We start from the raw sequence: 15475 nt of genomic DNA on the forward strand, positions 1-15475 counted from the left end.
CTCTCCTATTGCATTTCCATACCAAGACGGCGCAGCTTGATTGTGTATGTAACGCGAATGGGGAAATCCTTAAAATCTTGCTTCCAGTTATGAGTTTTCCAGTAGTCTTGGTAATGCTTCGCACGCAGTGTAAGTCCCAGCTTCAAAATGTCACTATTGTACTGCTTTTGTAAATGCTGCAAGAGCTTCTTTGCGCGGTTTTCCATTTCTTTTTTTATAAGCGCTTGCATTTGTAAGATGAATTGCTCAGGAGGAATTTTCAGGTTTTCTGTAAGTTCGACAATATCCCCTTGGAGCTCACATTGATAAGTAGCGGAAGACGATTTGTGAATGATCACCTTCTTTTTTACAAAATGCGGACGAAAGCTCACATATCCGTTCTTGGTTTTCGGCAACGGAATCACAATGTCTCCACCCGGTTTTTCATTTCGCAGCTGAAGTAATACCCATGACTGCACGTGATCCAATATCCCCACCATCTTGTGTCCGCGAAAAACAGCAACCCCTTTCCAGCTCACCTCATTATTTCTTGCCTCTACATAATTCAAAAACGGCTCCATGGTTAAATTAGAGGTCTGATTGAAATAGTCGCCCAATGTTTGGTCTGGAATTCTTCCTAATTTCATGCCATTTTCGATCAGCCCCATCATATAGACGACTGGAATTGGTTCGATTCTCGGTTTGATTTCCAGTAAGGTTGACGCCTTACCCTTCACGACGATCGGCCACAGAAGTCGCCGTATTTGCGGTTCGCGACGAAAACTGTCCATGATGTCTTGGATTCCCTTTCTAGCGATCTCCTCACTTACGGCAAGAATACGCGTATGCCCAAGAAACAATCGTTGGTTTAGCCGCATTTGCAAGTTGTTGGAAGCATCTGTCACCGTTCTTCCTGTCACGCTCATGATTTTCACGGCATCCGCATTATTTCCTCCGCCCTTCCCACTACTCCCCGCGATTTTGATGGGAATAGGGATTTGGACGGTCATTTTATACAGATTTTCATTTTCTTCATCCTGGTCTATCGCAATGGCCAACACCGATGCGCGTTCTTCCAATTCACGTCTGTCCCAGCACCCTGTCAGCAGGATTGTAGAGATGATCAACAAAGCGAAGTATCTAAGAGACTTACCCATCGATATTCCGCTCCTCTCGTCTGGTCACCATGTCGCGGATGAGGATTGCTACCCAGTAAACGACAGGGATCAGCAAATTAATGACCAGGCTAGACAACCCCAGTAACGACGCCACCTTGAATACTTCCGTGATGTTTTGGGGAATGAGGGCAAAGAAGTATAAAGGGATGAGAAGGACAGAAGCCGTGATTCTTTGAAACCTGATTCCTTTCCGAAACAACTGTCTCAATGAATAAACAACTACGTAATACGCATTGGCTACCGTAGTAAAAACAGCCGAAACCCACACTGCCAAAAAAGCGGACTCCAATCGTTCCAAGATCAATCCAGGCACCTGGGTCGTCTTGACCAATTCTAGTGTCGGCCACGTCACCCTCTGCAGCTCTTCATAACCAAACACCGAAATACCCGCAACCACAATTAACATGTAGAGTGATGCTGCAATCAATAAACTGTACAATCCCGCCAGTTCCCTGTTCGTGTTTTGTTGCGCATAGGCGAAAAAGATGAACATAATTTCAAAACCGGAATAGGAATAAATTCCTTCGTACACTCCTTCTAGCATTGATCGGATCGACACATGATTAATCGGCAGGAGATTCCCAATTTCCGCCTTTTGAAATGACGCAATCGCGATAAAAAGAAGGGGAAAGATAATAAAAGGAAACAGCAGCTCGTTCACACGCGCTACTACTTCCACCTCATGCATACACAAAAATAGTATCAACAAAAACATCGTCATGAGCATCACTTCCAACGGAGTCTGCAAAAGAACGGATGTCACAACTACTTCACCAAATACACGCGAGACGACGGCCGTGGAGAAATACAGGTATACCAGATAGATACAAATCCAAGGAAGGCTGAAAACTTTTCCCACCCAAGGCCGTTTGGCAGATCCCCACACCTTGTGACTGTATTCAATAAAGGTTTCCCCTGGATAACGCTTGCTCAATTTGACAATTAACCATAAGGAGACATACGCACCTGCTGAGCCAATCAGAGGGGCGATCCAGCCTGCCTCATATAATTTCGAACTGGTTGTGCGAGGAAGGGTCAAAACTCCGACACCGATTAAGGTACTTGTCATGAGACAAATTTGCTGCCACATCGATAGAGTCTGGTGCCAGCCGTGCCCTTCCCTCCTGTTCATTTCTGGTTATCCTCCTCTCTGATCCGGATTTTATCTTGAACATGAAACATCATCGGTCTTGTTTTCAACATGTGATGGGGTGCCCGTATGAACAAGTCCTTCATTCCATTCAGGTTGAGCGGACTAAGCGGGCTCATATAGGGTACTCCAAACGATTTCAGTGAAGACAAATGAATGAGGATGACAATCAAAAACAGCATAATACCGTATAGACCAAACATTCCTGCCAGAATCATTACCGGAAAGCGGAGCATCCGTATAGCAATCGCTGCACTGTAACTTGGGGATGCAAACGAGCCAATTGTCGTCACAGCCACGATGATCACCATGACAGGACTGACAAGCCCAGCCGTTACCGCTGCTTCCCCAACCACGAGTGCCCCAACAATCCCAATCGTAGGACCGATTGGCCCCGGCAGCCTCACACTCGCTTCCCTCAATATTTCAATGGCCAACTCCATAGACAGAGCTTCGATTAAAGAAGGGAATGGAACGGTAGATCGTCCTGCCGCCATCGCAATGACCAGTCGAGAAGGGATCATCTCTGGATGAAACGAACTAAACGCGATATAAAGAGACGGCAACAGCAAGGCAATGCTGATACTGATAATCCGAATAAAACGAATCAAGGTCGCGATATAAAACCGCTCGTAATAATCCTCAGGACTCTGATAAAACTGCGAAAAAACAGCTGGAGCAATCAATCCGAACGGAGTCCCATCTACCAGAATGCCTACCTTCCCTTCTAAAAGATTGGCCACTACTTTGTCCGGGCGCTCCGTATTTTGAATCTGCGGAAATGGAGACCATCTCCGATCCTGGATCATTTGTTCGATGTACCCGCTCTCCAGCACAGAATCCACCCGAACATTACTCTCGATTCGCGCAATCACTTCCTCTACCATCGGGGGATACGCAATACCCTCGACGTACATGATGTAAATGTCAGTCTGCGTTCGTTCTCCGACAACCATATGTCGCACTCTGAGATTCGGGTCCTTCAAGCGGAAGCGGATTAGTGCTGAATTCACGCACAACGTCTCACAAAAGCCATCGCGTGGCCCTCGTACGACGGATTCCGTCTGAGGCTCTTCCACTGAACGCCTGTCCCAACCTCTCGTGTTATTCAAATAAGCATTTGGACATCCATCGAGGATCAGTACCGCACATCCAGACAAAATATTTCGGACGACCTGCCTCAGTTTGTCTGTCAAATCTAGCTCATTTGTCGCCGGATCATTATAGGTGATATCGGGAGTCGTCATATAGCGAATAATAAAATCACTGATGACATTTCGATCCACCATGCCATCTATAAAAACGATAGCGGCTTGCGTCTTTGTCTTCGTTTGAAAACGACGAACGACGAGATCGTCACATTTTCCAAGCTGCGCTTGAATCAATTGGATGTTTTCCTCCAGATTAGTCGTGAGCGCAACATCCGATACGCTTTCCATGCTCTTGTCGGAGTGCTGCTCCAACGTTTTTGACTGGAGGGCTTCTTTTCTTTTTTTCCATGCTTGAAAAAACTGGCTCAAGCTGCTCACCCTTATCCATGGAATGTAGAATGTAGACTGTCTACAGGTACGGATAGTGTGCCCAATAATGGAAAGGAAATCCTCGTAAATGGCGTATTACAAAAGAAAAACAGGTCCAACCTAAGTCGGACCTGTTAAGCGACTACCTCGCGCTTGTTTTCAAATTTCTCGTAGCTCTTCTCCAGCATGATCGCCTTTAAGATCTGGACACTTTCCCAAACCTCTGTATAAGTCGTATAGAAAGCAACAGGGGCTAACCGGATGATGTTTGGGGCACGGAAGTCAGGAATAATGCCGGCTTCCTTCAAGGCCTTGCATATACGTATGGCCTCTTCGTGCTCAAGGCTGACATGCCCACCTCGGCGATCGTCCTGCTGTGGGTTCGCAATCGTAAAACCCATGTCTGCCAGCTCCACCTCGATCAAATTCATCATGAACCGTGTTAAGCCGAGCGACTTGGTACGAAGCTTTTCCATGGACACCTCCTGGAACATTTCCAACGAACCAAGCAGTGGGGCGAGACTCAGCATATGTGGGGTCCCGATCTGGTAAGCGCCCGCACTTTCGCATGCCTCCAGCGTATGATCCATGTCAAATTGCTTATCCTTTTTCGAGCTGAACCATCCCGCCAATCCAGGAGTCCTGCCAAAATGCTTGCGATTGACATATAGGCTACCCACACTTCCAGGTCCTGCATTTACGTATTTGTAGTTGCACCAGTAGGCAAAGTCCACTCCCCATTTACTGAAGGAGTGCGGGATCGCTCCTACAGAGTGACATCCGTCAAAACCAATCAGAATGCCTCTCTCATGTGCGGCTGCTGTCAACCGTTCGATATCGAGCAGCTGGCCGCTGCGATACAGGACGGTAGGAAGGACAACGAGTGCTACTTCATCCGTCATCGCATCGATAATATCCTCTTCTTCGATCAAGCGGCCATCTCTTGACGCTACTCGAATTAAATGCTCTTCCGGGTCCAGCCCGTGGAGCTTCATTTGACTCTGGAGTGCGTAGATATCGGTAGGGAAATCCAGTTCGGTGGCAACGACCTTCGACCTCTTCCCAACCGGATGATAGAAGGTAGCTGCCAGCTGATGCAGGTTGATCGTCGTAGATCCCGTGACAATCACTTCCTCCGGGCTTGCCCCTACAAGCGCTGCGCTCATCTCTGCCAATTTCTCCGAAAAGAAAAACCACGGATGATGACCCGTTGTCCAGCCTTCCACACCTAGCTCCTTCCAAGACTGCATCATATCCATGACGCTCTTTTCCGCTCTTTTTGACATGAGGCCAAGCGAGTTTCCATCCAAATACAGGCTCGGAAGCAGATAAAACTCTTCGCGATAGCTCGCGAGTTCGTCCTGTGCATCCAATTGCTGTGCGTACGCTTTCGTTAAGCCGCTCGATTGAGACATAATTACCTCCTCAGCTTGTTCTATCGTTATTTCTATTATAGGCTGAATTTTCAAACAAGAGAATCCTATTTACAAAAAGAAAATCCCGTGCCACCTACGACACGAGATTCTTATCCAAATATAGTTGTATTCCCCAAATGACTAGCAAGATTTGCGCGATGCAAAAGAGCGGGAGCAGGATGCGAAAAGAGGTATGCTTGGTCTTATGCCGTTGAATGAGCATACCCTCAAACGCCCCAATCCCTCCTCCTAAAAATGCGACCAAAAAAAGGCTCATTTCTGGAACCCGAAAACCTTTTTCTTTAGCCAGACGCTTGTCTGCCTGCATCAGGTAATAAGCATAGCCATTCACCAGTAAAGCTCCTGCCGCCAGCACCCAGACATTCGAATTGAAGTATCCTACCAAGAGGAGAGCCCAACTAATAACGAGGACCAACACGAAATTGCGGCGGTGGGCAGCTAATTGTTGATGGTACATTTCTTATTCTCCTTTTGCCCGATATGCCCGATTTGCCATAAACTGCTTGCGCACGAAGAATACCACAGCCAATACAATCACGATCACCAGCAAAGCGTAGAAACCGTATTTACGGATGACCTCGATAATAGCTTCCACATTATTACCGAATACATGGCCGAGAAAGTAAAAGGCGATGGTCCAAATCAACCCGATCGGATATGACAGCATCGCATAACGCCGAAACGTCATACCACCAAGCCCGACCAAATAAGGTACGACATGACGGACAACCGGAAATAAGTAGCTGATGCAAAGAGCAGTAGTTCCATACTTCTCCAGCAAGCTCGTTGATCGATTCACAGCGTTCCTCATTTTCTCGGTTTTGCACAGCCACTTTAATATTGGTTTCCCAAAGTACTTTCCAAGTAAAAAGCCAATCGTCAATCCGGAGGCAACCCCTAAATATCCCGCCAAAAAAGAATACCAAGGGTTTAACATGCCAATGGAGGCAAGAAATCCTCCTGTAGCGACAACCAGCTCATCGGGAATCGGCAAGCCTACAATTCCCAGCCAAAGCATGAAAAAAATCGCTACGTAGCCGTATTGCTCTATGATGGACATTAGCAGGTCGACTTCCATGAGGCAAAATCCCCTATCCTTGCCACAGTGCGGTCATTTCTTGACATACTAGCAGCTATGGCATCGCACGATATCTGACTCTATGTATTACGTTATGAACCTCAAAAAAGGTACTTGTTTATTTTGCAATAGATTTGCGTATTTTATCAAGCACAGATGTAACAGACCGCCCTATCCTGATAGATGCTTGAGCGCTTCACGCCTGGACAAACTCGCAAGTGGAGTCGCTTCTACAAATTCACGTACGGCTTTGGGATTGGTTTTCGCATACTCTCTCAACGCCCAGCCGATTGCCTTCTGAATAAAAAACTCTTTGGAATCCGCGCATCTTTCCACCAAAGAAAAGAGCAGCCGCTGATCTGTCTTGTCCTTGTAAGACAATTGAAATAAAATTGCCGTTCGTTGCAGCCACATGTTGGTCCCATCCATCCAGGCTGTCGTATTCGATACGATCAGTTCGGGATGCAAGGCGAACAATTTGCCCGTTATATGGGAAGCCAAATAATCGACGGTATCCCACCACGATTTTGTCGTGATCAGTTCGACAACGAACGGGAGATGGTCAGGGGTGAGACGCTTTTTGGACTTCTCGAGTACGTCAAGCGCTACATACTGGTACTCTCGCGCTGGCAAAGCCCACAAGGAACGAACGACCTGCTCCCAATCTTCGGGTACACCATAATCACGAAAGATTTGTTTGGTCAGTTCTTTGCGCTGTGGTGATTTTATCCCCAGAAAAGGAAAATGATTTTTCATGTACTGCACCATAGGGCCAGCCACAATCGAATCACCATGTGCACGCAACCGTTCCTCGACAGCCTCCGTATACTCACTTGCGTTCATCCGCGCCTCCCCCACTCATCTAATCACCCGGTGGTTTAGCCTGCTACTTGGACGTCCTGCTTGACGACAGCAAAAGCATTTTGCTCTTCGTCTTTGTACGGATAATACACGACGAGTGTAAAATCTCCCTCGACGAGCTCACCAGTCTCCATCCATTTTTCAATATCAAAGGTCACCTTGGCAGTCAGCGTGTGTTTGAAATAATCTTTTTCCAATGCAGCATGTGCCGCAAAATCATCGCGGAGTCGCTCACGTTGCTCCGTTAGGACAGCAAACGTCTGCTGCATCTCTTCCTTGTCCATGACATCCTCCCACCACAGCTTGCGCGGGCGATGCTTCTGGTTGCGCAGGAAATCGAATTTCATCATGCTAAGCACATGACCCATACCATCTACTTCCTGGAATTGCAAAAACTTCTGCAAACGCACGAACAAATCCTCTAATTGATGACCGATTCGGCCCCAACCTTGATTTTCCCAATAATCTCCAAATGCCTGGAAGAAGTCAAAAGCCGTTTCGAACTGATTCGCCAAGAGCCACTCCACAGTATAGTCCATCCGGTGCGCATTCCAGTACTTTTCCAAAATGTCTTCTACACGCTTGATTTTTTGCATGTCATCAAAGGAAAGGACGTTATTCCCCAAAATTTCGTAAGGAGCCTCATCCATAAAAACATAGCCATGATTAGCCGCACGCGCACGAACACCTGTCCCGCGCAGCATTTTCAAGAAACCGAGCTGAAGTTCTTCCGGGCGCAGACCAAACACGTCATTGAAGGTTTTGCGGAAGGACGCATAATCTTCCTCAGGCAAACCAGCGATCAAGTCCAAATGCTGATCGATTTTTTTCGAATCCTTAATTTGTGTCACTGTCCGCGCAAGGCGATCGAAGCGCTGAATCCGCTGAACAAGGCGGTTGGTCTCATCATTCGTGGACTGAACCCCAATCTCGAAGCGGAAAATACCTGGAGGTGCGTTCTCGGTCAAGAAGTCGAGTACGTCCGCGCGCAAAATGTCTGCCGTGATCTCGAATTGAAAGACCGTGCCATTGTGGTTATCGATCAAGAACTGAAAGATTTCCAACGCATATTTCTTATTGATGTTAAACGTTCGATCCACGAACTTGATCGTTTTGACACCGTGATTGATCAAACGCATGAGATCTTCTTTCACTCGTTCCAAACTGAAATAGCGTACGCCGTCTTCAATCGAAGACAGACAGTATTGGCATTTGAACGGACAGCCACGGGATGCCTCAAAATAGACGACGCGGTTGTTCAGCTCGTCCAGATGATCCGCGTAGGGGGAAGGAATGCTGTCCATCTCTTCCACTTGCGCACGCGGCATGGAAAAACGCACGTACTCCTCTTCGCGATAAGCGATACCGGCTACATCACGCAAGCGGGGAGGCTGCTTGGTTTGCAGGGATTCCTGGTACACCTGCAAAAGCTCCAAGAAGGTCTGCTCCCCTTCACCAATGCAGATGACATCGATTTCAGGATGCTTCTTCATCCATTCGTCCGCATCATAGGTCACTTCTGGTCCGCCGAGGATAATCGGAACATCCGGGCAAATCTTTTTCAGCGTGCGCATGACACTGAGGGTCTCACGAATGTTCCAGATATAACAGGAAAATGCAACGACATCAGGCTTGCGCTTGTGTATATCTGCTACTATATTTAACGTCACATCGTTGATGGTATACTCCACCAGCTCAATCGAAGGAAATGCTTCCTGGGCATAGCTTCGCAAATAACGCAAAGCGAGTGAGGAGTGAATAAACTTGGCGTTTAAAGTCGATAGTAAAATCTTCATGAATGGGTCTACTCTCCTTGCAAAATTCGGCACCAAAAAACCATCTGCAATCGATGGTTCAGGTCTGACCGATCTTTTTCCTTTCGTAACAGTACCATACGAGGCTAGTAACGGCAAATCGTTAACGGTTTAATTCACGCACCACATGCCCCAGCTCCGGCACGATCAACCGATTCATCGCCAGTCGTACCGCACCTGTTGAACCTGGCGTGGAAAAAATCATTTTCCCTTTCCGCGTCCCTGCAATCGCACGACTGAGCATCGCTGCCGAACCGATGTCTTCTGTAAAGCTCAACATCCGAAACAGCTCGCCAAATCCTGGCATTTCCTTATCGAGTAAGCCAGAAACAGCCTCAAAGGTATTATCTCGAGGCGAAATGCCAGTACCGCCATTGAGAAGAATGACTTGAACGTCTTCATGTGCGATTCCCGCTTCGATCGCAGCAATGACCTGTACGGGCTCGTCCTTTACTATTTGATAAAGCGCAACGCTGTGACCTGCTTCAGTCAATAGTTGCTTCATTAATTGCCCGCTTTTATCTGTATCCTCTGTCCGGGTATCGGAAACGGTGATGACCATGCATGTGACTTCCTTGGGCGATAGCGCCTTGTGTTCCTGCGTACTCATCCGTATTTTCCTCATTTCTTCAATATATATCTCTTCTCATGATACCATGTTCCGGTTTCCATTACCCTCGTCGTTCCGGCAACAATTTCTTCACTCCCTATACCCGAGATGCTTCGCTTTCCTATATAATGCTGATGACTGCTATTTTTTCGACAGACCAAGGAGGCGTGCGCGAATGCCAGAGCGACCATATTTTTCTTTTCATTTCCACAAACAATCGCACACACCGATCTATGTACAACTCGCTGAACAATTAAAAACAGCGATTCTTCGTGGTGCCTTTCTTGTAGATGGACAGCAATTGATATCGCTGCGAGATATGAAAACCATTAGCGGCTGCTCATTGGAGACAGTCAAAAAAGCATACGATCATCTTGCATTGGAAGGCTGGCTGGAAGCTGTGCACGGCAAAGGTTATTACTTGACGCAGCTTGCCAAAGAAGCTCGTTTGGAAAATCGCCTCCCGCTCACAGATATTCCGATCGCTTCCCTAGCTGATTCCTCCCCTCGTCCTAGCGAAGAGCTAGTGAAACGCTTGCGTGGTGCTTTTTATGAGAGCCTGACCGTATTGGATGAACCGTCCGCGCAAAAGAAAATCAGGCGTACACAAGCTGCCAAGGTTTTTGCCGATCACCTCGGCCGCCGGGGGCTTCCTCACTCACCTGAGCGCCTCCTGCTTTTTAATAGAAGCACGAGCGGCTTCGCCTTTCTTGCCCAGCGTGTCATGAATTCACGTGATGTCGTCTATGTGGAGGAGTACAGCTATCCCGTATTTCTTCGCCTGTTGAGCCAGTGCGGAATTACCGTGCGCCCGATTCGCATGGATGAAGAAGGCGTTTGTATTCAAGCTCTCACAGAAGAGCAGGAGCATTACCCAGCGAATTGGCTTTTGATTAACCCGCATTATCAATTTCCTACCGGTATCAGCTATTCGTTGAAACGAAAGGAAGATCTGCTCGAATGGGCTCAAAGCCATAACGTACGTCTTGTGGAAAACGACCATTATGGCGACCTCTGGTTTGAAGAACCGAGTGTTCCGCTGTACCAGATGGCTGCACAGGCAAAAAGCCCTGTGGAGGTCTACTATCTGCATTCGTTGTCCAAAACGCTGGCTCGCGATCTGCAATTGGGCTTATTGATGCTTCCCTCTGATTTATCGGATGACGAGTTGGAACGCTACAGTCAGCTTGTTTCCATGACAGGAGCTGAGCCATCCTTGCTCGTCGTGGAATCCGCCGTCCGCCTCCTCGATGATCCATGGTTTTATGAAGAGTTTCTGACGGATCGTCGCGCCCTTTTCCAGACCCGCTTCCTGCGACTGTGGCAGGAAAAACGCCAGGCACTCCCTGATCATGCGCGAATGTACCCCATTTCAGGGGGGTTAAATACGTGGATCAAATGGGGCACGCCAACTGCAAGAGCAACCGAACAAGAAGAGAGAGTCGTCGCTATTCTGCGTGAGGAAGGACTCGAGCTGACTGGCGGTCATGCTTTTCGCGTAGCAGATGAGCCCACCGATATTCTGCGCTGCCCGGCTGTCCGTTTTCCACTCGCTCCACTGGAAGAACGAGAGTTGAAGCATTGGCTTCACCGATTGGGTGCTGCTCTACTTCGGTAAGTTTTCCAAGGGAAATGCCATACTAAGAAATGGATTTCCCTCTTTTCCTTTTCACTAGACTCAAAAAAAGCCGAGGTATAACATGCTATGATTAAAAAAATCGTAGAAAAGCTTCACCTTGATCCACCAAAAACGCTTGTTCTTGGGTTTTCCTTGATTATCTTTTTGGGAGCGCTGCTTTTGACTCTCCCGGTCGCTACAGTCGATGGACTTGGTCTGCATTGGCTTGATGCGCTGTTTACAGCCACCTCTGCTACATGTGTAACAGGCTTGGTTGTCGTCGATACCGGAACGACTTTTACTACCTTTGGTCAACTCGTCATTTTATCGCTCATCCAAATTGGCGGTCTCGGCTTTATGACGTTCGCTACCTTTTTCGCACTAATCATGCGCAAAAAGATCTCCTTGCGCGAGCGACTCATCCTGCAAGAATCCCTGAATCAGATGTCGATGGAAGGTATCGTTCGTTTGGCCAGAATGATCCTGGTCTTTACTGCCTTCACTGAGCTGATTGGCGGTGTGCTTCTCTCTATACGGTTTGCCTTTGATTTCCCATTGCCTAAAGCGATCTACTTCGGCTTTTTTCATGCAATTTCTAACTTTAATAATGCTGGCTTTGACTTAATGGGGGAATTCGCCAGCTTGACAGCCTACGTAGATGACCCGGTCGTCACGCTCGTTGTCTGTCTGCTGATCATCCTCGGTGGGATCGGATTCATCGTTGTGAGTGAGCTGTACGATTACCGTCAAACGCGCCGTCTTTCTCTACATACGAAGGTCGTTTTGTCTACGACCGGGATATTAGTTGTTGCAGGAGCTGCTCTGATCTTTATTTTGGAGTATGCGAATCCGAAGACCTTGCAGCCTTTGTCTATGATGGGCAAAGTGCTTGGCTCGCTTTATCAGTCAGTCACAGCACGTACGGCAGGTTCGAACACCTTGAATATCGGTGACATGTATCAGTCATCCCTTTTCCTCATTATTCTCTTAATGTTCATCGGTGCTTCCCCAGGATCAACGGGTGGCGGTATCAAGACGACGACATTCGCCACACTGATTGGTGCTGTTGTCGCCCAAATTAAAGGAAAAGAAGACGTGATCTTCTTCCGGCAGCGCATCCTGCCTCACATGGTCTACAAATCGCTGACATTGACGATGATCTCCTTGTTTATTGTCCTTGTCATGACGATGGTGCTTTCTATTACAGAGACAAGTGCCCGATTCGAGATGATCCTGTTCGAGGTCACTTCTGCGTTTGCTACGACTGGATTGTCCATGGGGCTAACCCCTCATCTGACTCCAATCGGGAAAATCCTGATCGTATTGACGATGTTTGCCGGTCGGCTCGGACCTCTCACCATTGCCTTTGCCCTCGCACAACGCAAGCAAAAGGAGTACTTCCGCTATCCAAAAGGGAAGATCACGATCGGATAAGTCGTATCCTAATGGAGAAAACCCTGCCAGAGCACCCGAAGGACTTTGGCAGGGTTTCGTTTTGTGTATGATTTATTGTGTTTGCCACTGTTTGGACAGCTCGTCGCGAACCAGTTGGCCCATCTCGATTGTACCAATCGCTTTGCTTCTGTCTGCTGCGATATCGCCCGTGCGATGTCCTGCTTCCAGTACGGACCAAACTGCGTTTTCCACCGCTGCTGCCGCTTCATCCATTCCGAGAGAGAGACGAAGCATCATCGCTACGGACAGAATGGTTGCCAGCGGATTGGCAATGCCTTTTCCTGCAATGTCAGGAGCAGAGCCATGAACCGGTTCATACAGGCCAAAGCTGCCAGCTGCCAGACTCGCCGAGGAAAGCATCCCAATCGAACCAGTCAGCATCGCTGCCTGATCACTCAAGATGTCGCCAAACATGTTTTCTGTAACGATGACATCAAACTGTTTGGGTTCACGCACAAGCTGCATCGCGCAAGAGTCTACCAACTGGTGAGACAGCTCTACATCTGGATAGTCAGCCGCCACTCGCTCGGCTACCTTCCGCCAGAGTCGGGAGCTTTCGAGAACGTTTGCCTTATCTACAGATACGAGACGCTTTTGGCGTTTGCGGGCAATGTCGAAGCCAACTCGAATGATTCGCTCGACTTCCGCTTCATGATAGATGCACTGATCTTCTGCAACTTCACCGTTTGGACCGTCATAGCGTTTTTTCTCACCGAAGTAAATCCCCCCGGTCAGTTCACGTACAACGATCAAGTCAACACCAGAAACGACTTCTGGCTTGAGGGTGGACGCATCCACCAGAGAGCTGTGCATGGTAGCTGGGCGAATGTTCGCAAACAATCCGAGTGCTTTGCGAATACCGAGCAGCCCTGTTTCTGGACGAAGATTCCCAGGATTCTGATCCCACTTCGGCCCGCCAACGGCTCCCAAGAGCACAGCATCCGCTTGTTTTGCCAGCGTTACCGTTTCTTCTGGCAACGGTGTTCCATCCGTATCGATTGCGATTCCACCGATCCGGCCTTCTTCACATGTAAAAGTGACACCTTCAAGTTCCCCTACGAGTGTAAGGACTTTGACCGCTTCCTGCATAATTTCTGGTCCAATACCGTCTCCAGGAAGAACGGCGATGCGATAGTTTTTCTTCATCGTTTATCCCGCTTTTCTATACGTAATGGTTTCCGAACGCTGCTGGTTCCTATGATCCTATCCACTTTAAAACCCTATCTTTATATCGTTGCACTGACAGGAGTAGGCTCACCTCTCCGCTCCATGATCTTGTTGACTGCCCGTACATAGGCAATAGCGCTTGCTTCCAGCACATCCGTACTCACACCGCGTCCTGTTACGATCAGATCGTCCTGTTGAAGGCGTACGAACACTTCACCCAACGCATCTTGTCCATGGGTAACAGAAAGAATTTTGTAGTCGACGAGGGAGACTTCTTCTCCGGTAGCGCGGTCAATCGCTTTGTAGATAGAATCAACCGATCCATTTCCACATGCGGCTTCTTCACATACCGATCCGTCGGCACGAATCAGTCTCACACTCGCTGTCGGAACGGAAATGTTGCCGTAAGCGAGCTGCACGGATTCCAGCTGGAACGCCTCAGGTCCACGAACCATCTTGGAATCGACTAATGCGAGGATGTCATCATCCGTGATTTCTTTCTTCTTGTCGCACAATACTTTGAATGCTGTAAACGCTGCGTTTACCTCTTCTTGCTCCAGGTGATAACCCAGATCAACCAACTTTTCTTTGAAAGCATGACGGCCAGAGTGCTTGCCGAGAACCAGTTTGTTTGACTTGAAGCCAACCGATTCCGGACGGATAATTTCGTACGTAGTGACCTCTTTTAACACACCATCCTGGTGAATACCGGATTCGTGCGCAAACGCATTTGCACCTACGACTGCTTTATTTCCTGGCACGATCATCCCTGTCAAACGGCTTACCAGCTGACTGGTCCGTGCGATTTCTTTCAAATTCAGCTTGGTCGTCGCCTGGTAGTAATCCTTGCGTGTCTCCAAGGCAAGGGCCACTTCTTCCAGAGCAGCATTTCCTGCGCGCTCTCCGATTCCATTAATGGTACCCTCTACTTGCGTAGCTCCACCCTCGACAGCAGCAAGACTGTTGGCGACTGCCATCCCGAGGTCATCATGGCAATGACAGCTCAGGCGAATCAGATCAGTAGAAGGCACGCGTTTTTTCAGCTCTCGGAAAATGTTTCCGTATTGGTACGGCGTCATGTAGCCAACCGTATCTGGAATATTTACCGTGGTAGCCCCTGCCTTGATGACCGCCTCTACAACCTCTGCCAAAAAGTCGATCTCGGTACGCGCCGCATCCTCTGCGGAAAACTGAACTTCCGTAAAATATTTTTTCGCATAGGTGACCGCTTCCACCGCCCGAGCAAGGACTTCTTCCTTGCTCATGTTCAGCTTGAACTGACGATGAATCGGAGACGTTGCGAGAAAGACGTGGAGGGAAGCGTTTTGTGCGTTGCGAAGCGCTTCGTATGCCTTATCCATGTCGTCTTTTACGGCACGAGCCAGACTGACGACGGTTGCATTCTTCACCCGTTTTGCAACTTCGGCCACAGACTTTTGATCACCAGGGGAGGCAGCAGCGAAGCCTGCCTCCATTCTGTTTACGCCCAGCTTTTCGAGTTGAAGGGCGATCTCCACCTTTTCGTTCGTGCTAATATTGACGCCCGGAGACTGCTCCCCATCGCGCAGAGTCGTATCAAAAATCTCAATGGTCCGCATGAACTTTTCAC

General features: G+C 48.3%; 13 protein-coding genes. 2 read left to right on the plus strand and 11 right to left on the minus strand.

All coding sequences use genetic code 11. From position 1 onward, the window contains the following. Window positions 1-5: 5 nt before the first annotated feature. The 9 genes from HPY31_RS11285 to HPY31_RS11325 form a co-directional block, all read right to left on the minus strand. The gene (locus tag HPY31_RS11285) at window positions 6-1136 is read right to left on the minus strand and encodes a Ger(x)C family spore germination protein (RefSeq protein WP_172140777.1); all 1131 of its coding nucleotides are present in this window, start codon (window positions 1134-1136) and stop codon (window positions 6-8) included. Next, entirely contained in the window at window positions 1129-2289 is a 1161-nt protein-coding gene (locus tag HPY31_RS11290) for a GerAB/ArcD/ProY family transporter (protein WP_172140778.1), read from the minus strand. Before HPY31_RS11290 ends, HPY31_RS11285 begins: the two co-directional genes overlap by 8 nt. Next, complete coding sequence (locus HPY31_RS11295; protein WP_172140779.1) at window positions 2286-3827, minus strand: spore germination protein; 1542 nt, start codon at window positions 3825-3827, stop codon at window positions 2286-2288. The genes HPY31_RS11290 and HPY31_RS11295 overlap by 4 nt, the downstream gene beginning before the upstream one ends. Before the next feature lie 134 nt (window positions 3828-3961). Next, window positions 3962-5242 (minus strand): kynureninase, encoded by a 1281-nt coding sequence (kynU, locus tag HPY31_RS11300; RefSeq protein WP_172140780.1) that lies wholly within the window; start codon window positions 5240-5242, stop codon window positions 3962-3964. Window positions 5243-5336: 94 nt separating this feature from the next. Next, complete coding sequence (locus tag HPY31_RS11305) at window positions 5337-5720, minus strand: DUF1294 domain-containing protein (protein WP_172140781.1); 384 nt, start codon at window positions 5718-5720, stop codon at window positions 5337-5339. 3 nt (window positions 5721-5723) lie between these two features. After that, window positions 5724-6341 (minus strand): DedA family protein, encoded by a 618-nt coding sequence (locus tag HPY31_RS11310; protein ID WP_172140782.1) that lies wholly within the window; start codon window positions 6339-6341, stop codon window positions 5724-5726. Between the two features lie 171 nt (window positions 6342-6512). After that, window positions 6513-7184, minus strand: coding sequence for a DNA alkylation repair protein (locus HPY31_RS11315; RefSeq protein WP_172140783.1), 672 nt, complete (start codon window positions 7182-7184; stop codon window positions 6513-6515). A 35-nt stretch (window positions 7185-7219) separates the two neighbouring features. Next, entirely contained in the window at window positions 7220-8998 is a 1779-nt protein-coding gene (locus tag HPY31_RS11320) for a B12-binding domain-containing radical SAM protein (protein WP_172140784.1), read from the minus strand. A gap of 121 nt (window positions 8999-9119) precedes the next feature. Beyond that, window positions 9120-9626: a MogA/MoaB family molybdenum cofactor biosynthesis protein gene (locus HPY31_RS11325; RefSeq protein WP_172140785.1), complete on the minus strand. Its 507-nt coding sequence runs from the start codon at window positions 9624-9626 to the stop codon at window positions 9120-9122. Window positions 9627-9801: 175 nt separating this feature from the next. Here HPY31_RS11325 and HPY31_RS11330 point away from each other — a divergent pair, with 175 nt between their 5' ends. Together HPY31_RS11330 and HPY31_RS11335 are read left to right on the plus strand one after the other, a co-directional pair. Continuing rightward, entirely contained in the window at window positions 9802-11244 is a 1443-nt protein-coding gene (locus HPY31_RS11330; protein ID WP_172140786.1) for an aminotransferase-like domain-containing protein, read from the plus strand. Window positions 11245-11331: 87 nt separating this feature from the next. Further along, window positions 11332-12678, plus strand: coding sequence for a TrkH family potassium uptake protein (locus HPY31_RS11335; RefSeq protein ID WP_172140787.1), 1347 nt, complete (start codon window positions 11332-11334; stop codon window positions 12676-12678). 72 nt (window positions 12679-12750) lie between these two features. Here the strand turns inward: HPY31_RS11335 and leuB are convergent, their stop codons facing one another. Together leuB and HPY31_RS11345 are read right to left on the minus strand one after the other, a co-directional pair. Further along, window positions 12751-13845 (minus strand): 3-isopropylmalate dehydrogenase, encoded by a 1095-nt coding sequence (gene leuB, locus HPY31_RS11340; RefSeq protein WP_172140788.1) that lies wholly within the window; start codon window positions 13843-13845, stop codon window positions 12751-12753. An 80-nt stretch (window positions 13846-13925) separates the two neighbouring features. After that, window positions 13926-15464: a 2-isopropylmalate synthase gene (locus HPY31_RS11345; RefSeq protein ID WP_172140789.1), complete on the minus strand. Its 1539-nt coding sequence runs from the start codon at window positions 15462-15464 to the stop codon at window positions 13926-13928. Between the last annotated feature and the right edge of the window lie 11 nt (window positions 15465-15475).

Source organism: Brevibacillus sp. HB1.3, assembly GCF_013186635.1.
Taxonomy (GTDB): domain Bacteria; phylum Bacillota; class Bacilli; order Brevibacillales; family Brevibacillaceae; genus Brevibacillus; species Brevibacillus brevis_D.